This window comes from Scrofimicrobium sp. R131 (assembly GCF_040256745.1).
GTDB lineage: Bacteria > Actinomycetota > Actinomycetes > Actinomycetales > Actinomycetaceae > Scrofimicrobium > Scrofimicrobium appendicitidis.
Map to the genome: position 1 here is coordinate 1380556 of NZ_CP138335.1, position 19600 is coordinate 1400155.

The window sequence follows — 19600 nt, forward strand, 5'->3', positions numbered from 1 at the left end:
CCGCCCCCGAATGAATTAGGGAACGGTGAGCTTGGCTAAACATGCACCTCGGAGCCGACGATAATCGTGCGCTCTGGGGGCAGGTGGAAGACGTTGGTCCGGTTGGCTGAGGTCTTCTCCAGCCGTCTGAACAGCTGACGCTGCCACCGGGGCCAGGTCGCCTTGTCGTCCTCTTCGGCCGGCTCGATCCGGAACACTGAGAGCACATAGGTGGCCTGCTCCGGATCAAACTCCAATTCGCAAGACTTGTTGACCGCCAGGCGCAGGGCCGCGGGCACATCCTGGGGGTCCTTGAACCCGACGCGGTAGAGGACGTGGACGATCCCGTCGTCCTCCCAGCCGAGGTTGTCGATCACCACCCGGCGATCCTCGGGCACGGTGGGGACCCCAACGTTCTTAATGGTCAGGATGACCACGTGTTCGGGCAGGACGTGGGTGAAGTTAGCGGAGGCACGCAGCGCCAGCGGAGTCGTGGTCAGGTCCCCGTGGGGGTAGACCGCAATCCCCGGGACCCGTTTGATGTCGCGAGCCCGGAGCGAGTCGATGAACTGCTGCAGCGGGCCCTCCAGCGCGCGGCGCCGCCCAAACATGATCCGGGAGCCGCGATACCAGGTGAACATGATGGTGGCGATCACGGCTGAAATACTCAACGGCAGCCACCCGCCCGAGATGATCTTCGGAACATTTGCCAGGAACAGGGTCAGCTCCAGCACCCCGGAGAAGACCACCATGATCGCGATCTTCCACCACTTCCAGTGCCAAACGAAGTGAGCGAAAACCAGGAATAGGGTCAGCTCCAGCAGCAGGGTTCCGGTCACGGCCAGACCGTAGGCGGAGGCCAGTCGCTCTGAGGAGCCGAACTGCGCCACCAGGATCACCACCCCGAGGAACAGGATCATGTTGACCACAGGCAGGTAGATTTGCCCTCCCTGGACCGGCGAGGTTTGAACCACCTTCAGCCGCGGCAGGAAGGAGGCTCGGATCGCCTGACGCACAATTGAGAACGCACCGGCAATGACCGCTTGCGAGGCGATCACGGTGGCCACGGTGGCCAAAATTACCAGCGGAATCAGTGCCCACTGGGGGGCGAGGGAAAAGAGTGGACTGGCCAGAGCCTCCGGCTTTTCCAGCAGGAGGGCGCCCTGGCCCAGGTAGTTCAGCAGCAGAGCCGGGAACGCCAGCAGCATCCAGGCCAGGAAGATGGGCTTGCGGCCAAAATGGCCCAGGTCAGCGTAAAGAGCTTCCGCTCCGGTGACCGCAAGGACGGAGGCACCGAGGGCCAGGAACGCCCCCCACGGGTGGTGGATGACGAACCCGATCGCGTAGGTGGGGCTCAGCGCCAACAGCACTTCCGGGTGGCGGGCAATCCAGGGAAGTCCGAGCGCCGCCAAGGTCACGAACCAGAGTGTCATCACCGGACCGAAGGCGCGGCCAATATGACCCGTCCCCTTGTGCTGGAAGGCAAACAGCAGGGTGAGAACCACCAGCGAAACGGGAACCACCCACTGCTGCAGGGAACTGTTGATCACCGTCAGCCCCTCGGCTGCGGACAGCACCGAGATGGCGGGGGTAATCAGCGAGTCGCCCAGGAACAGCGAGGCCCCAATCACCGAGATCACGATCACCGCGAAGGTCAGTCTGGGGCGGTGGCGGACCCGGCGTCGAATCAGCGAAGCCAGGGATAGGATCCCCCCTTCACCCTGGTTGTCGGCCCGGAGGATCACCCCGACGTAAGTAAAGGTCACGACCAGGACCAAACACCAGGCAATCATGGAGATCACCCCGAGCAGTTCCGTCTCGTTGTAGGACTGTCCCCCGGTGACGGTCAATACCGCCTTCAACGTGTAGAGGGGGCTGGTGCCGATATCACCGAACACCACACCAATAGCACCGATCATGAGCGGGAAAACCACCCGCGCGGAAGGATTACTTCCGGCTGTCTGTTCATGCACGAACGCAATCATGCCACTACCGGTCGAGGTCGTAAAGCGGTGCAATGTTGACAAAGTAGACACATTGGAGCGGTAGGGTGAGGGCATGGAAAAAAGAATCATGGGGCGAGGCGGTTTTCCCGCCTCGGTGATCGGACTGGGAACCTGGCAACTAGGCGCAGATTGGGGCCATGTTGAGGAAACTGACGCCCTCCGGGTGCTCGATGCCGCCGCGGAAGCTGGCGTGACGTTCTTTGATACCGCCGACGTCTACGGGGACGGTAGAAGCGAAACGCTCATTGGTAGCTGGCTGAAGAACAACCCTGGACTTCGGGTCCACGTCGCCACTAAGATGGGCCGACGCGTCGACCAAGTGGCGGAAAACTACACCGAAGCCAACTTCCGAACCTGGTTGGACCGGTCCAGAAAGAACCTGCAGCAGGACACGCTGGAACTGGTGCAGCTACACTGCCCGCCCGACGCAGTCTTCACTTCTGATCGGGTGTTCGACGCCCTCGACCAACTGGTGGAAGAAGAGGTGATCGCCCGTTACGGGGTGAGCGTTGAGACCACGGCGCAGGCGCTGAAGGCACTGGAGCGGACCCACCTGAGTTCAATTCAGATCATCCTGAATGCTTTCCGCCTGAAGCCGCTGGACGAGGTCCTGCCCCGGGCCCAGGAGCTCGGCGTGGGAATCATCGCCCGGGTTCCACTCGCCTCGGGCCTACTGTCGGGCAAGTACGACCTGGACACGCAATTCGCCGAGAATGACCACCGCAACTTCAACCGTCGCGGGGAAGCCTTTGACGTGGGTGAGACGTTCTCCGGGGTTGATTTCGAGACCGGTGTACGCGCTGCGAAAGAGTTCACCCAACTGGTGGAGGAGTTCGGCCCGGAGGAAGCCAGCCCCGCTCAAGTGGCCCTAGCCTGGGTGGCTGCCCAACCGGTGACCACGGTCATCCCGGGGGCGCGCCGGCCAGGCCAGGCCCGGGACAACGCCGCGGCCGCGGACCTCAAGTTGAACCCGGTTCTGCTCGACCGGATTCGCGAGCTGTACGACCGCTACTTCCGCGCCCAGATCCACCACCGCTGGTAGGCTCTCGCCGTGAATTTGGGCCCCGGGTTCCAGGCGGAACACCGGGGCCCAAACCTTGTGGGTCGCGCTAGCTATTCTGTTCGGTCTTCACCAACTTGCCCGTCTGGGCGTCCAAAGTGACGTCCTGCTTCACGCCGGCCCCGTCAATCAGGTCGATCTCCCAGACCACTTTCCCACCGTCCGAGTCCAGCCCAATTTCTTCGACCGAGGCCCCGGGGAACTCCTGCTCCAGGCGATCCAGGGCGCCCGCCAAGTCCAACTCGGCTCCGGCCAGGCGCTCCAGGTGCTCGGACCGATCCGAGTCGCTTTCCTGCTGGGCATTCGCCTCGGAAACCACGCTCTCACCGTCGATGGAAACCATCACCTGGTAGCTGGTGCCATCCGGGCCGATGACCTTAACCTCCCACTGGTTCAGGTCCCGCTCTAAATCCACTCCGGCCGCTTTGGACCCGGGCACCTGCCCCTCAGCCACCCGCGCGGCCGACAGTAGCTGCTCCCGGGTGGTGGTCGCAGCGCCGGTCCCGGACTGTTCCCCGCTGCTCATCTGGTCGGACTGCTGATCCATGGTGGGCGCCCCCGACTGGGCGGACATGTCCGACTCCTCGGTGGGAGTGGTGGAGCTGGTGCAGCCGGCCAATCCCAAGGCCCCGGTCATCACCAGGGCTCCGCTGGCAGCCAGTAAACGTATGCTCTTCGGCATCTAGTTCAACCTCCTTTGATTAGGTGTTGCACTTCCACCATAGGAGGAGCCAGGAGACCGGCCAAGACGCTCAAGGGATTTCTCAGGCAAATGCCAGCGCGCGTCTAGGGCAAAAATCGGCCCCCGATCCTCCTGTGTAAAGGGAGATCGGGGGCCGACCGGTGGCCGTTTCGCCACTTCCATTCTGTGCGCGGAGGGGGACTTGAACCCCCACCCTCTAATACGAGGACTAGCACCTCAAGCTAGCGCGTCTGCCTATTCCGCCACCCGCGCAGAACTGGTTTTTGAGCCGGTACAACCGTAGCATGCGCCCGCCAGCGCGTGCCAACTCGGTAACGGCGCCGGCTCGGTGATCGTAATCACGGTAGCGGATGGTCGCCAGAACGGCTCCGATTGTCATTTGCCCGGGGGTCCCCCTACGGTTAAGCCATGCCTTCCAGCAAGATTATTGTCGACTTCTGGCTCGACCTGGCTTCGGTCGATTGCTACCTGGCCCTGAACTCGTTTCGCCAGGCTCTGGCTCGCTTGCCGGAGCGCGACCGATTCACCCTGGCCCTCCATCCGTTCCTCACGCAGCACACCGGCACCACCACTGTGGGCGAGGAGGTGGCCACCCGGACTCCCGGGCCCGATCGCCTCGACCGCGAATCGGCCGAGGCCGCGGCGCGGGCAGCCGGGATCACACTCGACTGGGACGCAGAGTTGCCCACGCAGACGACCGAGGCTCACCGGCTGCTGCTGTGGGCCCAGCAATCCGAGGCCGAGGTTTCCGGCGGGAGCGCCGAGTCACTGTCGGTTCGCCTGGCCGAGGCCCTGCTTCGATCGGCCTTCGAGCTGGGGGCTAACTTGGCCTCCCCCGAACTGCTGATTGGGGTGGCACAGGACTTCAACCTTCCCGGAGCCGAGGTTGCCCGGGCCCTGACCGACGAGGTTTTGGCCGCTGAAGTTGAGGAAGCCAACCAACTGGCCCTCTACCTCGGGGTGCAGCAGACCCCAGTCCTGCTCTTCGACGACACCTTTGTCGTTCAGGGTTATCAAACCCCAGAGGCTTTCACCAATATTTTGCGAACGGTTGTCCAGCAGGCTGAGGCCGCGGAAGGAAATACGAATGACTGAGACCGCCCGAACTTTTGCCTCCGGCTCCGGAACTCTGCTGGCCCGGCCGGCCGAGAAGGGCACCTGGATCGTTTCGTGGTCGAACCCGGGGCCCGATTTGGTCCAGCTGATTGAGGGCCTTTTTTCCGAGTTGGAGGCGGAGCGGCTTGTTCACCTCGGGGCGGAGGGAGACTACGCGGATCTGCGGGTGGCCCGACAGGCCGGCTTCGTGGCAGAAGGAATTGAACGGACCGTGGAACAGGGTCAGCCGACCACCTGGTGGCGTTCGGCGCGGCTGCGGACGGATCGGGACGGCGCCCTGGCAACGGTGATCGACGGTTCCAGGCCCGCCCACCTTGTCGGGGAGTTTCATCAGGTCTACGATTTGCCGAATCTGGTCGGAACCGGATTCACCCCAACCGTAGATTTTGATCGACTTGATCTTCGGATGAGTTTGATAAAAGAAGAATTTGCTGAACTTTGCGGAGCAGTTTACGGGGATGCCGCTGAAGAAACACTTTTGCGAATTTTCCCACAACTTCCAGACGATCGTCTGAGGGATGTGGTGGAGGCGGCCGACGCTCTGGGTGACCTGACCTACGTTATTTACGGAATGGCGCTGGAGGCGGGAATCGACCTGGACCGCGTTGTGGCTGAGGTTCACCGGTCCAACCTGTCCAAGCTGATGCCCGACGGAACGGTCAAGCGGAGAGAGGACGGGAAAGTGCTGAAGGGCCCAGATTTCTCCGCCCCCGACATTGCCGGGGTCCTGGGCCGGTAGCTCGGTGGGCGAAAGGTAGAGGCCCACCCCAGTTCAAGCTAAAGTAGGTGTATGTCACAAGATGCGCGGGATGCCCTGAACCTACTTATCGCTGCCCTGGAGCAGCATTTTGACGTGGTCCAGATGGAGGATTTGGCCTCCGACGAGGCGCTGGAGACGGCCGAGCAACGCCTGCAGGACGCGTTCTTTACCTATGACGACCTGCTCTACACCACCTTCGGTGGGGAGCTACCTTTCGACCTGATCGACGACGAGGACGATGAGGATGAAGACGAGGACGATGACGACTCGGATGACGACGTCGAGTTCGTGATTTTCGAGGACGAGGACGAGGAGCACGACAGCGCCTAGCCGCCCGATCAGCCCAGACGTTTTTTGCCCCGGCTATCCGGCGGGGCCCTTTGTCCCTTATCGGCGCAAACATAGGTCGATTTTTTCACTCAGATGTGTGAAAGAAGTGGACGTCGTTTCCCCGCTCGCGCTTGGCAGCGTAGGCTAGTCATATCTACTCGGAAGGAACTTGGACGTGGCTAAAGTTGTAGTTATTGGCGGTGGTTATGGCGGAATCACAGTGGCTAAAGGCCTGGACTCTGTCGCCGACGTGGTCCTGATCGAGCAGCGAGATCAGTTTGTCCATCACGCAGCTGCCCTTCGCGCCGCAGTCGACGATGTCTGGGGAAACGCGATCTTCATGCCGTACTCCTACCTGATGCAACGGGGCCAGGTGGTGCACGGAACCGTGTCGCGCGTCGAGGGGACGACCGTGCACGTGTTCGGCCAAGAACCGATCGAAGCTGACTACGTCGTCCTGGCCACCGGCTCCAACTATGCCTTCCCGGCCAAACACACGGACGGCTCGAACAAGGTTGCCAAAGCCCGGATTGAGCAGTTGCACGAAAGCTTGCAGCACGCTGATTCTGCCCTGCTGCTCGGGGCCGGCACGGTCGGACTGGAGCTGGCGGGAGAGCTGGCCCACGCCTACCCGCACATGCACATTGAGATCGTCGAAAAAGAGGGCGAGATTCTGCCCAACCCCGGCTACACTGCCGAGTTTAGGCACGAGATTGAGGAGCAGATCGCCAAGCTGGACGTCAAGGTTCACCTTAACACTCGCCTGGCTGTCCGCCCGCCGACCGCGGTTGGGGAACTGGGGCACTTCGAGGTGACCACCACCAGCGGAGACTCGATCGAAGCCGATATTTGGTTCCAGTGCTACGGCTCGACCACGGCCACCGGTTACCTGGCCGGGACCGAGTATCAGGATCTGTTGACCCGCGACGGCACCATTCAGGTCGAGCCCACCCTGCAGGTGGTCGGCCACCCCCACGTCTACGCGGTTGGCGACATCACCAACATCGACGACTCCAAGCGGGCCGACGTGGCCCGCCAGCAGGCACGAGTGGCAATTGCCAACATCGCCAACCAGATTGACGGCGGCACGCCGGATGTCATGTACGAGTCCAGCAAGGAATGGGTGGTAGTTCCGCTCGGCCCGAACGGCGGTGCCTCCCAACTGCTCGACTCCCACGGACGGACCCGAATTGTCGGGGCGGAGCAGACCGCGGAAATCAAGGGTGCCGACCTGATGGTGTCGGTCATCCGTTCCCAGCTGAACCTGCCCTAGGGCAGAGGGCAAAGCGCAGAGGGCAAAGGGCAGAGGGCAACGTAAAGCCGGGCGGGGGTTTCCCCGCCCGGCTTGCTCGTTTTAGATGCGGTCCCCTACCCCTTGACCGCGCCGGAGACCAGCCCGGAGGTCATCCGTCCCTGAACCAGGACGAAGAAGATGATGACCGGGATCGCCACCAGGGTCGAAGCTGCCATCACCTGACCCCAGTCAGTTTGGCGCGAGGCCGAGGCGGTCAGGAAGCTGCGGAGCCACAGCGGCAGGGTGGCCATCGACTCGGACTGCATGATGACCAGGGCCACGGTGAACTCGTTCCAGGCCTGCAGGAAGGCGTAGACGCCAGAGGCCACCAAACCCGGGGCCAGCAGCGGGAACGTGATCCGCAGGAAGGCCTGGGTCCGGGTGAGTCCATCCACCATCGCGGCTTCTTCCAGGTCCGCCGGGACTCCGGCCACGAACCCGCGCAGCATCCAGATGGTGAAGGGCACAACGGCCGCGGTGTAAATGATCGACAGACCCAAAATGGAGTTCAGGCCGATGACCGGGGAGACACTTTCCCCCAGTCCTTTCAGCAAGCGGTACTGGGCGATGAACATGCCCTCGGCGGGAAGCATCTGCACCAGCAGGATCACCAGGATAAAGGTCTTGCGCCCACGGAAGCGGAAGCGGCTAATCGCCAGCGCTGCCAGGAAGGCGAAGAACAGACAGGCGGTGACCACAACGACGGCGACCACAATCGAGATGCCCAGCGCCTGCTGGAAGGTCCCCTTGTCGAACACGGCCCGGAAGTTAGCCAGCGAACCCCCGAACGGTAGGAAGGTGGGGGTGGTTCGTTCCAGGACCACGGTGGAGAGCATGGACGAGTTGACCATCCAGTACACCGGGAAGACCCAGATGACCGAGACGACCAGGGCAACCGCGCCCCAAACCCACTTCATTGGGTGAAAGTTGCGGTTCTTCTTCGGCTGAACCGCGGCGGGAGCCAACGTGGTGCTCATGCCTCATCCTCCTCTTTCATCAGGTAGCGGACGTAGGTCCAGCTCAAAGCGATCGTCAGGGCCAGGACGAAGATGGAGACTGCGGAGGCCATTCCAAAGTCACCCGAGCCGACGCCCAACTGGTAGATGTAGGTACCCAGCAGGTTAGTGTCGTTGGGTTGGGACCCCTGGTCCTGCAGCATTTTGATTTGGGTGAAGACGCGCAGATCCCAAATGATCTGCAGGAGGAACACGATCCCCAGCACCGGCTTGACCATCGGGATGATGATCTGCCACAGCTGCTGGGTGGGAGTGGCCCCGTCCATCTGTGCGGCTTCGAGGACTTCGTTAGGCACCTGGGTCAGCCCGGCGTACACCGACAGGGCCACGAACGGAACACTCATCCAGACGATGATGATGCCCGCCACGATAAAGAAGGAGAGCGGATTTTGCAGCCAGTTGTGCCCGGTGGTGCCCAACAGGTAGTTGACCACCCCGCGACGCCAGTCGAAGAGCCAGGACCACACGGTCATGGCCGCCACCACCGGCATGGCCCAAGCGAGCAGCAGGGCGATTTGGAGGACGTTGCGGACCCACTTGGCGGTGGCTCGCATCAGGAGGGCCATCAGAATGCCGATGACCATGGTTAGGACGGCCACGATCAGACAGAAGGCGACCGACCGGATAACCACCGTCCACATGTACGGATCGGTGAACAGGGTCTGGTAGTTTGCCAGCCCGACGAACTCTGGCGGCTTGCCGAATACTTGGGCTCGACCGTACTTCATGGTCGAGGTGTAGAACTGCCAGGCGATGGGGTATCCCAGCGCCAACAGCACGATTAGGATCGCCGGCAGGATCAAGAAATATGGGGCGATCTTGGTTTTCTTGCGCGGCTTGGCTATCCGTTCGGTGGACCGCCCATGGTCCACTGCCGCTGGTTGCTGCATGGTCTTCGCCACGGCCAACTCCGATTCTAAGGATAGAGGCGGTGGGTGAGGTTTGGTCCTCCCCCACCGCCTCTAGTTCATTGCTTTAGCTGAGCTAAGCTCAGTTTTCGTTGAGCAGCGGGTTGAGCTTCTCGTTGTATTCCTTCGCCAGGGCGGTCAGGTCCTCGGCGTCACGAATCTTGGAGAAGAACTCTTCCATCACGTTGGCGGACTCAACCGCGGCCCAACCGGGGGCGGCCGGGGTCAGCTTGGAGTTGGAAGCGGACTCAATCAGGGCCTGCGCGAACTGGTCATCTCCCAGGGAGTTGACGTACTGCTGGTTGCCCGGGCCGAGGCCATTGGCACCCAGCATGTTCTGGTATTCCTCGGAGAAGATGATTCGCATCAGTTCCTTGGCCAGTTCGGGGTTCTGGCTGGCGGCCGAGATCCCGATGTTGGAGCCACCGGCGAAGACCGGGGCCGGCTTGCCGTCGTTGCCCGGCAGAGCGAAGACGCCGAACAGGTCGTCGTTCCACTCGCGAACCATTTCACCCTTGTCGTTTTCGACCAGGTCACCGATGGACCAGTGGGCCCAGCCCGGAGCCATGATGGTGGCGGCGGACAGCGACAGGTCTTCGGTCACTTCCCCTTCCTCGTTCTTAACCGAGTCGGAGTCGTTGATGAACTGGTACTGGTTGGCGTCCTTCATATCGAGCGGGGCGCGCGAGGCGTTGCGGTACAGATCCTGCAGCTGCTCCAGGCCCTTCAGGGTCTCGGGGCTGTCCAGGGTGGCGACCCACTGGCCGTCCTGCTCCTTGGCGATATCCCCACCGTTGGCGAAGATCCAGGAGATGCCGTCACGCCAGTCCATCCCGCCCAGGAAGAAGCCGGAGAAGTCCTTGATGTCCTTCGGGTTGGCTTCCGTGATCTTCACGACGGCCTGGTTGAACTCGTCCAGGGTCTTGGGAACTTCCTGGCCGGCAGCTTCCCACACGTCCTTGCGGTAGAACATGTAGCGCGAACCGAAGTAGTACGGCAGGGTGAAGTTCTGGTCCCCAACCTTGCCCACGTCCACGAAGGACTGCAGCAGGTCCGAGCCACCCAGCTCGTCGTACATGTCGCTAATGTCGAGGAAGGCCCCGATGTTGGTGAACGTGGGAGACTGGGTGTTGCCAATCTCGGTCACGTCCGGGGTGTTGGCCGGGTCCGGCATGGACGTGGTCAACTTGGTGATGATGTCACCCCAGCCCTGCTCCTCAATCTTCAAGGTGGCGCCGGTGCGCTTGTTGAATTCATCCTTGAGGTAGTCGCGCAGCTCGTCGGGGGTGTCGCCACCGATCAGCCACAGGGTGATCTCCTTGCCGGCTCCGTCTACGGTTTCGGATGAGCCTGCGCCAGCTGACTGGTCTTCAGACTGCTTGTCCGATCCGCCGGAGGAGCATCCGGCCAGTGCGCTGAGGGAGACGGCGGCCGCCGCACCCAACGCGATCCACTTGCGTTTCATTGCGTTTCCTTTCGAATCAGTTTGACGCATTTGCGCCGATGTATTTCCTTCGTTTTTCGGGTTGCTTCCAGTTCTATCCAGCTCCCAACACCTCCGCCAGCGTCATGGCTGCGCAGCCGTACAACACGTTGTCGGCTCCCAGCGAAGTGGAACGCACCTCTAACTCCTCGTGAGAGTCAGGCATGGTGCGCATCCGGATAGTCTCGATGGTCGCCTCGGCGAGACGATCACCAATTAGTTCGCGCGGTCCCCCGATGACCACCTGGGTCAGGTTGAGCGCGCCGATAATGGGGGCAAGCGCCACGCCTAGGCGCTGCCCGGATTCGGTGAGGACCGCTTCGCGTTCAGCGTCGGTGGCCCCCTGCATCCGTCGGGTCAACGACGGAGTGGAAATCCAGTGCTCCAAAATGTGTTCACGCGAATAGGGTGCGGCCAGTCCCTGGTCGGTTCCAACCATCACCTGTCCGATCTCGCCGGCAGCCCACTGGCTCCCCAGCACGAGACGACCCGAGACGATCAGGCCCGCCCCAATTCCGTGTCCAATCGAGATAAAGATCAGGTCCCCGGGCGCCTCCCCAAAGGCGTACTCAGCCAGGGCTGCAGCGTTGGCATCGTTCACCACCAGGGTGGGGATCCCGGTCGCTTCGGTGACGATTTTGCCCAGGTGGACGTTTTCCCACCCCAGGTTCGGAGCCACGTGCACCATTCCCCGGTCGTCCACAATTCCGGGAGAGCCAATCCCCACTCCCAACACCGGGAGTTTCGCGAGTTGAACCAGGGCCTGGACCAGCTCGACCGCCAGGTCGACCGCGGCCTGACCGCGCGCCTCCCCCAACTCCATTTCCAGTCCGACCAGCTGGTCGGTGTTCAGGTCCAGCACCACTCCTTTAAAGGACTCGTGACTGGACAGGTCGACAGCGATCAGGTTGAAGGAGGTCCGGGCCAAATCCACCAGCACGGCGGGTTTCCCAGTCTTTTGCTTGCCATCGGTGCCGAGCTCTTCGAGCAGCCCCTCTTCAATCAGGGCGGAGACCAGGTCGGAGACGGTGACTTTGGTCAGGCCGGTGGCTCGGGCGATGGCGGCCCGGCTGAGAGGACCTTTCAGGTACAGGGTTTGCAGGACCAGCGAGCGGTTGTGGGAACGAGCATCGGCGGGAGACGCCTTGCTCAGTTGGCGTACGTTCAGTAGCACTCCCATCCCGGGGGCATTGTCGGCTCCGGACATGCAAGACCCATCTACCATTCGGTACATCTTGCGGCTGTGCCGCGCCTTCGCGGTCCTAACTTCCATATAGTTAGTAAACCTTACGAACTTACTTCTGGCAAGTGGATCGACGCGAAAAGTTCGAGTGTTACGGAACCGTTATCTTGTGATCGTGCCCGGTCAGGCTAGGGGCGGGACTGCTCGTCCACCCGCTCGAAGGCTTCGACAATCCGGTCGATCTCAGAGTCGGTCAGGTCATCGAGCAGGAGTCGGCGAACCGTTTCTTGGTGAATTGCAGTGGACGCCTCGGTCAACTCGACCCCAGTCTTGGTTAGGGCGGCCACATAGCCGCGCCCGTCCCCGTCAGCGGGGTGCTTTCGAACCCAGCCGCTCTTTTCCAATCGGGACACCAGGTAGGTAAGCCGTGAAGGGGAAAAGACGGTCCGGTCGGCCAACTCCCCCATCCGCAGGGACCGGCCCGGAGCTTCGTAGAGGGTCAGCAAGATGTTGTAGTCAGCCAGGGTGATTCCCGCTGCCTTCTTTAGCTTGGTTTCCAGGATCCCCTGGAGGCGGGTGGAGGCATCAAAGAAAACGCGCCAGGCCTGAGATCGGCGGTTGTTGGCGTCGCCAATGCTGTTGAGTGGCATCTCGGCATCCACCGGCGTGGCTCGCCCCCTCGCTCTTGCTCCCAGTTGACGAATACAGACAGGGTACTTCAACTATTTTACTTGTTGTCCCCTTAGATAATAGTGCACTTTCCATGGTGGTTTCGGCTACACCGGTTGGCGCCGAGCGAATTCCTCACCCCGCGGGCCGGGGGCGGCTGGTCTAAAGTGGAACCGTCAACCCGGGAACGGCGCGCCGACAGATAGGAACGAGTATGGAGCAGACACCAGCCCAGCCAAGCCCGCCTCGGCCCGGCGCCTACCGGGTGCCCAAAACTCCCTACCGAATTGGACTGGAGCAAGAAACCGAGGCGAGCCTGCGCAGGCCCAGCCTCGAAGTGGGTCCTGAACCCGCCCCCACGGCTCCGGTTCGGGTAGCTCCCTGGCTGGTGAAAGCCGGCCAATCGGCCTGGTACACGATCGGGATCATGGTGATCGTGGTCGGGATCGTTTTCGCCACCATCAAGATCACCCCGGTATTTATGGGTGTGTTCGCGGCCCTCGTCCTCAAGGCACTGCTCAACCCACTGGTCGATCGGCTGGCACGGTTCATGAAACGATGGGTCGCGGTGATCGTCTCGCTGCTGGTCTTTGTGGCACTTTTCGTCGGCATGCTGACGTTCGTGATTACCTCCGTCGCCGGCCAGTGGTCGCAGCTTGGTTCTAAGCTCAACCACGGCGTCGACATGATTATCGACTTCCTGCAGTCCCTCCCCTTTAACATCAACGTCACTTCGGACGACATCTACCAGTGGATTCACGACGGCGTCGACATGGCCCAAAACTATCTGTCGACCAACTGGCAGCACCTGGCCTCGGAAGCCCTGTCCAACGCCGGCTCGATCGTGATTGGCATTACCGTCATTTTCTTGGCGATCTTCGTGGCCATCTTCTTCCTCAACTCCGGAAGCGAGATGTGGCGCTGGTTTTTGAACATGCTGCCCGAACAGTCGCGGGCCAAGACGAACACCGCTGCCCAGGCGGGCTGGGGGGCGTTCTCCGGTTACGCCCGCGGCACCGTCATCATTGCGGTCTCGGACGGGGCTTTGGCTTGGCTGTTCCTGGAGATTGTGGGCATCCCGCTGGCACCGGCCCTCGGAGTCCTGGTCCTGATCGGGGCGTTTATTCCGATGGTGGGCGCCCCGGCCGCGATGCTGGTTGCAATGATCGTGGCTCTGGCGGTGGACGGGGTCTGGAAGGCCGTCATCGTTGGAATCGGGATCGCACTGATCGGCCAGTTCGAGGGCCACGTCCTGCAGCCGCTAGTAATGGGACGCCAGGTTTCCCTGAACCCGGTGGTGGTGATCATTGGGGTCATCTCGGGAACCATTGTGGCCGGTCTGGTCGGGGCCATGATCGCCGTCCCGGTGATGGGAGTGGCCTGGGCGGTCTTCTCTTCGCTTTACCATCGAGACCCACCAATTGTTGGGCCCTTGCCGGGAAAGCTGCCCGACTCGGTCCTGAAAGAGCAGAAGATCCAACTGCCGAAGCTGCCGGTCCTGGACCACGAGCAGTTCACCCGGGGGCGCAAGACCGACCCTGGCAACTAGCGGAAGTCGCGGGAGAGGACATCCACCCGCACGCTCAGACGCTCGACCTTTTGGGCTCGCACCGAGATGGCTCCGTCCTTCTTTTCCAGGCGTCCGGTGACCACCAGCGCCCGAGAAGTCATGATGATCTGGCCGTAGCATTTCCAAAATCCTCCGGTGCAAACCACGTTGGCCAGCCCGGTCTCATCTTCGAGCGAGAGGAACGTGACCCCATGTGCCGTTCCAGGCCGTTGCCGGTGGGTGATCAGACCGCCAATTTTCACCACCCGCTCCCCTTCCGCGTCGGCCAGTTCGGCCAGGGGAAGCACCCGCTCGCCCTCCAACTCTGAGCGGACCAACTGCATTGGGTGCTTCCCCGCCGACAGTTTCAACACCTGGTAGTCGGTCTCAAGTTCCTCCCCCTCGGTCATTCCCGGTAGCATCGGCGCGGCCTGCCCCAACTGGGTTCCCGGCAAAAACGGCTGCTCCTCGTGGGGGTTTGCCAACTGGGCGGCCGCCCACAGAGCCCGCCGGCGACTCACCCCCAAGTCGCTGAACGCACCTGCCTGGGCCAGCAGTTCCAGCTCGGACACCCGCGCGTTGGTCCGGCGGGCAAAATCTTCCAGGCTGTGAAACGGGCCGGCCTGGCGGGCCTGCACGATCCGGGAAATGATCTGCCCAGACAGGCCGTTAATGCTGTCCAACCCCAGGCGAATCACCCAGTTCGGATGGGTCCGCATCAGCCGGTCGGCCGGAAACTCCACCTCAATCTGATCCGGGGTGAGCTCTTGTCCATCGGCGGTCTGGACACTGGCCTCCTCCACCGAGTAGGTCACAGAGGGGCCCAGACAGGTGACTCCGTGGCGGCGCGCGTCGGCAATGAGGGAGGCGGGAGAGTAGAACCCCATCGGCTGCGAGGCCAGGATGGAGGCGTAAAAGTGCTCTGGGAAAAAGACTTTCAGCCAGGCGGAAGCATAGACCAGGTAGGCGAAAGAAAAGGCGTGAGATTCGGGGAATCCGAACTCCGCAAAGCCTCGCAGGGAGTCGTAAAGCTCCTCTTGCAAATCTGAGGGAAGGCCGTGCGCCTCCATCCCAGCCAACAGCCGCGGACGGATCTCTTCCATTTTCTCCACGTGGCGTTTTGAGCTCAAAGCCCGGCGCAGCCCGTCAGCTTCGGCGGCGGTGAAGCCCGCTCCAACGATGGCGATTTGCATCAGTTGCTCCTGGAAAAGTGGCACCCCCAAAGTTCGTTCAAGGATTCCGGCCAGGAGCGGGTGACAGGTGGCCTCCTCATATCCGCCTCGCCGACGCAGAAACGGGTTGACGGCTTTCCCCTGGATTGGGCCGGGGCGGATCAGGGCCACCTCGATGACCAGGTCGTAGAATTCGCGCGGCTGCAGTCGGGGCAGCGTGTTCATCTGGGCGCGGGACTCCACCTGAAAGACACCGACCGACTCTCCGGCGCAGAGCAGATCGTAAACCCGCTGGTCTTCCGGGGGCAGATTGTAGAGTCCGAGCGCCTTCCGGTCGGTGCCGACCACCCCCAGGGCTTTGAGCCAGTTGAAAGACTTGCGCAGGGCGGTGAGCATTCCCAGTCCCAGCAGATCAAATTTAACCAGCCCCGCATCGGCGCAGTCATCTTTGTCCCACTGCAGAACCGTCCGGTTTTCCTTTGCCGCCCACCCGATCGGGCAAATCTCGGACACCGGCGTGCGAGTGAGCACGATTCCACCCGGATGGATCCCCAGGTGGCGGGGCAACTTCTGGAGGGAGGCCCCAATCCCCCGGACCAGGGGCGGAATGGAACTCTGCCCCCCGGTTCCGCTCCAGCCGCGAGAGAGTTCTTTCGACCAGCCCTTCAGTACCTCTTCGGAGTAGCCCAGGGCCTTCCCGGCGGCCCGAATGGCAGAGCGGGGACGGTAGCTGATCGTGTTCGCTACCTGGGCCGCACGCTCGCGCCCGTAGCGGGAGTAGACGTACTGAATGACTTCTTCCCGGCGGGCTGATTCGATGTCGATGTCAATGTCGGGAGGGCCGGTCCGCTCGGGGGAAAGGAAGCGCTCGAAGAGCAGGTGGTGGCGCACCGCATCGACCGCGGTGATCCCCAGGGAGAAGCAAACTGCGGAGTTGGCAGCCGAGCCTCTCCCCTGGGCCAAAATGTCCTGCTGCCGACAAAAGTCAACGATGTCTTTGACAATCAGGAAGTAGCCGGAGAATCCCAGTTCGGTGATAATTTCCAGCTCGTGTTCGATGGTCTGCCACGCGGCCGGGTCCTGCTCGGCGGAACCGTAGCGCTGACGCGCCCCCCGGTAGGTTAGCTCCCGGAGCCAGGTGTCATTGGTGTGACCCGGGGGAATGTCGCACAGCGGCAATTCCGGCTCCATCAGGGTCAGGTCAAAGGCCCACTCCTGCGCCAACTCCCCCGCGGCCTCCACCGCCCGCGGGTAGGCCCGGTGGATCCGTTTCATTTCTGCTTCCCCACGCAGGAACGACCCGAAGGGCGGCAGGTGCGGACGGGCAGCTTTGAGCTCCAGGTTCAGCCGGGAAGCCGTCATCACGTCGGCCAGGAACTGCTGGCGCGGCGAAGAGCAGCGAACCGCCCCGGTGGCGACCACCTCAACTCGGTGTTCCCTTCCCAGCTCGGCCAGGGTGGCGCCCAGGTTGTAGGGGTCCCCCGGGTGCAGGCACGATTCCACGACCACGCGATCCGGTCCAAATAGATCCTGCAGCCGGGAGAGCACCGCCCGAGCCGCGGAGGTGCCCCCGGATCCCAGTGCCTGGCGAAGAGGACCGTGAGCGGTCCCCGTCAAAACCCGCCAGTTGCCGCGTTGAAACCGGGCCAACTCGCCCAGCTCCCACGGAACTTTTCTCTGTCCGGGATGGTTCAAGTTGTGTGCGCTAATGGCGGCGCACAACTCGTGGTAGCCCTGCTGATTGACCGCCAGCACGGGGAGGCGCACCTGCGCGGACGAGGCCACCCCCAGCGGTGCCGCCCACCCCGATTCATCCGGGGTGGCAGCTACCGTCAGCTCTGCCCCAAAAACGGTGGGCACCCCGACGGTCTTCGCTGCCTGCGCCGTTTGCACCACCGAGTACATCCCGTCCACGTCGAGGATTCCCAGCGCCCCCAACCCCAACTCGTGCGCTTGAACAATTAGGGTTTCGGGCAGATCTGTTCCCTCCAAAAAGGTATAGGCGCTGTGAGCGTGCAACTCACCGTACGGAGCCCCCACAGTTCACCTCTCCGCCAGTGGGAAGTTGGGAGCGGGCTGAGCCTGCTGCAGGTAGAGCCCCTCCACCCGCCACTCCTGCCCCCGCTGAATCAGGAGGAAGTCAACCGAGTTCTCCACCTGGAGCCGCAGGTAGCAGCGGGCGGCATCAGCTTCCTGGCGCAGTGCCCACCACTTTCCCCGGACCGCCCACATTCCCTCAATTCGACCGACACCATACCCCCCGGAGGGAAGTTCTGGGCGCTCTTCCAGCACTGCAATCCGAGCGGGAATCCCGGTCAGGATGCCCCGCCGGTTGATCCACAGCTGACCCCAGGTGCCATCAGACTGCTGCCCCAAAACTTTGGCTAGGGGAGGTTGGTCAAAGAGAAGCAGGGGCGACTCCTGCACAGATCCGGCCCATTCCCCCTCCCGCGGAACCGGCTCTACCTGCGCCCCCCAGGGAACCAGCTCAACTCGCTCCCGCGGGTCCATTCCGCCCTGCAGCAGCGGCTGGCGCACCGATTCTTCCCCTAGAAGAAGTTGTAGTTGAGCCACCGCCCGGTTGACGCTATCCGACTGCGGTTTATCCCCCCAGAGAAACTGGGGCAGCGCCTGCGTGACCACGTCCGTCCCCTCCAGGCTGACGGCTGTCAGCAGAACCTCTTCCTCTCCCAGTTCTCCGCTCTGCTGCATCCGGTCTTGCCAGCTGCGAATTTGCCAGATGATTCTTTGCGACAGCTGCGCGCTTTGTGTCAGGTCAAATAGCGACCAACGCCGGGTCGATTCCAATCCGGTGCTGAGCTCTAGCCGGACGATCAACGTGTGGGCCACGCACCCTTTACCGGCCATCAGGTCGACGAACTCTTGGGCCACCCGGCGCACCCCGAGCAGGGCGTGATCCACGGCCCCCACTCCCGGGGTGAACTCGTATCGTGCTTTTATTTGCGGGGCAGCGGTGGCCTGGGCCCGAACAAACAGGTCGCCCCCTTCAGCCAGGCTCCAAAGTTTCTCCCCCACCGTGCCCAGCCGACTGACCAGTTGTGTTCGCCCCAGCTCCAACAGTTGGCTGACGCGGCGGATCCCCAGCAGTTGCAAAAAGTTCAGCGCCTCGTCGTAGTCGGCCTGGATCTCTTCGGGGAGGTAGTCGACCAGCTCAATCAGGGCCAGGTCTCGAAGAAAACCGGAGCTCTGTCCCGCCGGCAGAATTAGCCCCCGCCGAGCTGCCCCCACCGCGGCCGCCGCCCCCTCGCCAATTCCGGCATAGACTTCGATGCCGGTTTCGCTCACGCACTGCTCTAGCAGCGATTGAATCAGCTCTCCCTCTTCTTTCCGCCAGCGGGCCTCCGCCGGGAGAGGCGCCCAGGCCAGGCCGGGTCTAATTGCACACACCCCCGCCACTAGCTGGTCAAACACCTGCAGTAGGCCTTCAAACTCGGCCGCGTCGCGAACCGGATCGTGCGGGATGAGGAGCAGTTCAGAACAGATGCTTTGTGCGGTCAGCTGCCGCATCCCGGGGCAGATGCCCAGCCGGCTGGCCGCGCGGGTGCATTCGTGAACCCGGCCCCCCACCACCGTGGCGGCGGGAGCACCGGCCGGGACGGCGGAAGCCAGGGCCGCCACCGACCAGTTCGGCACCCACAGAACGATTTTTCGCTGCCCGGTTGCACGGGAATCGCTAGCTGTCGGAAACATTGTTAGCCCACCTTTCCTGTTCGTCCCCAGCTGTTGGCCCCCGACCGGCGCTGCCAGGGGGTGCTGGCCACCGGCCAGTGCGAGGTGGTGAAGAGGATTCGCTCAAGTTTCCGAGCCCGCGCGGCCAAAACTTGCTGCTGAGACAGGGAAACGGTCACATCCCCCACCACCACGAGGGAGAAACCCTCCAACAGAGTGGAGAGCACCTGGGCGGCCTGCGCCGGCTCACAGGTGACCAGCACGGTTCGGTCCAGGTCGATTCCGGCCTGAGCCAGGGCCTCCCACCCCAGGTTGGCCACCCCAACCAGGGCCAGCCAGGAGTCCTCGGTCAAAGCGGAGCGGATGGCCAGCACCAGTCGAGGCAGGTTCGGCTCAACCCGGTACACACCCCCCGCCGGCCGCTCGGGAGCTAGGGTCCGGGTTTGATAGGAGCGAAGGCCGGTTTTCCCCTCCCCAACCTGCAGGGCTTGGCGAGCCGCCTGTAAACGATCCGCCGCTTCCATGCCACCTCACCTCTCCCCTTTCGCCTTCACGTACAGGTGTACGAAGAACACTAGTTCGAGAATAGTAGCACCCTCCGACAGGTGAAACCAGCGTGAGTTTTCCGGGGTTCCACTCCCCTTTGACCCGGCCCATTTCCCATCGAATCGACTCGGTGGCA

16 protein-coding genes and 1 tRNA gene are annotated in these 19600 nt (G+C 62.6%); 6 read left to right on the plus strand and 11 right to left on the minus strand.

Annotated features, from left to right (window positions below; all coding sequences use genetic code 11):
- Window positions 1–35: 35 nt before the first annotated feature.
- Entirely contained in the window at window positions 36–1898 is a 1863-nt protein-coding gene (locus SAC06_RS06455; RefSeq protein ID WP_350257490.1) for a potassium transporter Kup, read from the minus strand.
- 139 nt (window positions 1899–2037) lie between these two features.
- On the opposite strand from SAC06_RS06455, the gene SAC06_RS06460 reads away from it, so the two are divergent.
- Window positions 2038–3027, plus strand: a complete 990-nt coding sequence (locus SAC06_RS06460; RefSeq protein ID WP_350257491.1) for an aldo/keto reductase — start codon at window positions 2038–2040, stop codon at window positions 3025–3027.
- Between the two features lie 67 nt (window positions 3028–3094).
- Here SAC06_RS06460 and SAC06_RS06465 read toward each other — a convergent pair whose 3' ends face one another.
- Window positions 3095–3727 carry a PepSY domain-containing protein gene (locus SAC06_RS06465; protein WP_350257492.1) on the minus strand — a complete coding sequence of 211 codons (633 nt, stop codon included), beginning with the start codon at window positions 3725–3727 and terminating at the stop codon, window positions 3095–3097.
- A gap of 187 nt (window positions 3728–3914) precedes the next feature.
- Window positions 3915–4000, minus strand: a tRNA-Leu gene (locus SAC06_RS06470).
- A 156-nt stretch (window positions 4001–4156) separates the two neighbouring features.
- Between SAC06_RS06470 and SAC06_RS06475 the strand changes: the two genes are divergently transcribed.
- The 4 genes from SAC06_RS06475 (at window position 4157) to SAC06_RS06490 (ending at window position 7227) form a co-directional block, all read left to right on the plus strand.
- On the plus strand, window positions 4157–4843 hold the full coding sequence (locus tag SAC06_RS06475) for a DsbA family protein (RefSeq protein WP_350257493.1): 687 nt from the start codon (window positions 4157–4159) through the stop codon (window positions 4841–4843).
- Complete coding sequence (locus SAC06_RS06480) at window positions 4836–5603, plus strand: nucleoside triphosphate pyrophosphohydrolase family protein (RefSeq protein ID WP_350257494.1); 768 nt, start codon at window positions 4836–4838, stop codon at window positions 5601–5603. Before SAC06_RS06475 ends, SAC06_RS06480 begins: the two co-directional genes overlap by 8 nt.
- Window positions 5604–5654: 51 nt before the next feature.
- Complete coding sequence (locus tag SAC06_RS06485; RefSeq protein ID WP_350257495.1) at window positions 5655–5954, plus strand: DNA primase; 300 nt, start codon at window positions 5655–5657, stop codon at window positions 5952–5954.
- 175 nt (window positions 5955–6129) lie between these two features.
- Window positions 6130–7227: an FAD-dependent oxidoreductase gene (locus tag SAC06_RS06490; RefSeq protein WP_350257496.1), complete on the plus strand. Its 1098-nt coding sequence runs from the start codon at window positions 6130–6132 to the stop codon at window positions 7225–7227.
- Window positions 7228–7322: 95 nt separating this feature from the next.
- Here SAC06_RS06490 and SAC06_RS06495 read toward each other — a convergent pair whose 3' ends face one another.
- The 5 genes from SAC06_RS06495 to SAC06_RS06515 form a co-directional block, all read right to left on the minus strand.
- Window positions 7323–8225, minus strand: a complete 903-nt coding sequence (locus SAC06_RS06495) for a carbohydrate ABC transporter permease (protein ID WP_350257497.1) — start codon at window positions 8223–8225, stop codon at window positions 7323–7325.
- Window positions 8222–9166: a sugar ABC transporter permease gene (locus SAC06_RS06500; RefSeq protein ID WP_350257498.1), complete on the minus strand. Its 945-nt coding sequence runs from the start codon at window positions 9164–9166 to the stop codon at window positions 8222–8224. Before SAC06_RS06500 ends, SAC06_RS06495 begins: the two co-directional genes overlap by 4 nt.
- A gap of 88 nt (window positions 9167–9254) precedes the next feature.
- The gene (locus SAC06_RS06505; RefSeq protein ID WP_350257499.1) at window positions 9255–10637 is read right to left on the minus strand and encodes an extracellular solute-binding protein; all 1383 of its coding nucleotides are present in this window, start codon (window positions 10635–10637) and stop codon (window positions 9255–9257) included.
- A 73-nt stretch (window positions 10638–10710) separates the two neighbouring features.
- Window positions 10711–11880 (minus strand): ROK family protein, encoded by a 1170-nt coding sequence (locus tag SAC06_RS06510; RefSeq protein ID WP_350257500.1) that lies wholly within the window; start codon window positions 11878–11880, stop codon window positions 10711–10713.
- A gap of 146 nt (window positions 11881–12026) precedes the next feature.
- The gene (locus SAC06_RS06515) at window positions 12027–12488 is read right to left on the minus strand and encodes a MarR family winged helix-turn-helix transcriptional regulator (RefSeq protein ID WP_350257501.1); all 462 of its coding nucleotides are present in this window, start codon (window positions 12486–12488) and stop codon (window positions 12027–12029) included.
- 233 nt (window positions 12489–12721) lie between these two features.
- Here SAC06_RS06515 and SAC06_RS06520 point away from each other — a divergent pair, with 233 nt between their 5' ends.
- Window positions 12722–14056, plus strand: coding sequence for an AI-2E family transporter (locus SAC06_RS06520; protein WP_350257502.1), 1335 nt, complete (start codon window positions 12722–12724; stop codon window positions 14054–14056).
- Here the strand turns inward: SAC06_RS06520 and SAC06_RS06525 are convergent.
- Genes SAC06_RS06525 through SAC06_RS06535 form a run of 3 tightly spaced genes read right to left on the minus strand, consistent with a single transcriptional unit; the run spans window position 14053 to window position 19442 of the window.
- The gene (locus tag SAC06_RS06525) at window positions 14053–17268 is read right to left on the minus strand and encodes an error-prone DNA polymerase (protein ID WP_350257503.1); all 3216 of its coding nucleotides are present in this window, start codon (window positions 17266–17268) and stop codon (window positions 14053–14055) included. The two genes, SAC06_RS06520 and SAC06_RS06525, sit on opposite strands and share 4 nt — an antisense overlap.
- Before the next feature lie 3 nt (window positions 17269–17271).
- Window positions 17272–18939, minus strand: a complete 1668-nt coding sequence (locus SAC06_RS06530; protein ID WP_350257504.1) for a hypothetical protein — start codon at window positions 18937–18939, stop codon at window positions 17272–17274.
- Window positions 18940–18941: 2 nt separating this feature from the next.
- Window positions 18942–19442, minus strand: a complete 501-nt coding sequence (locus SAC06_RS06535) for a hypothetical protein (RefSeq protein ID WP_350257505.1) — start codon at window positions 19440–19442, stop codon at window positions 18942–18944.
- Between the last annotated feature and the right edge of the window lie 158 nt (window positions 19443–19600).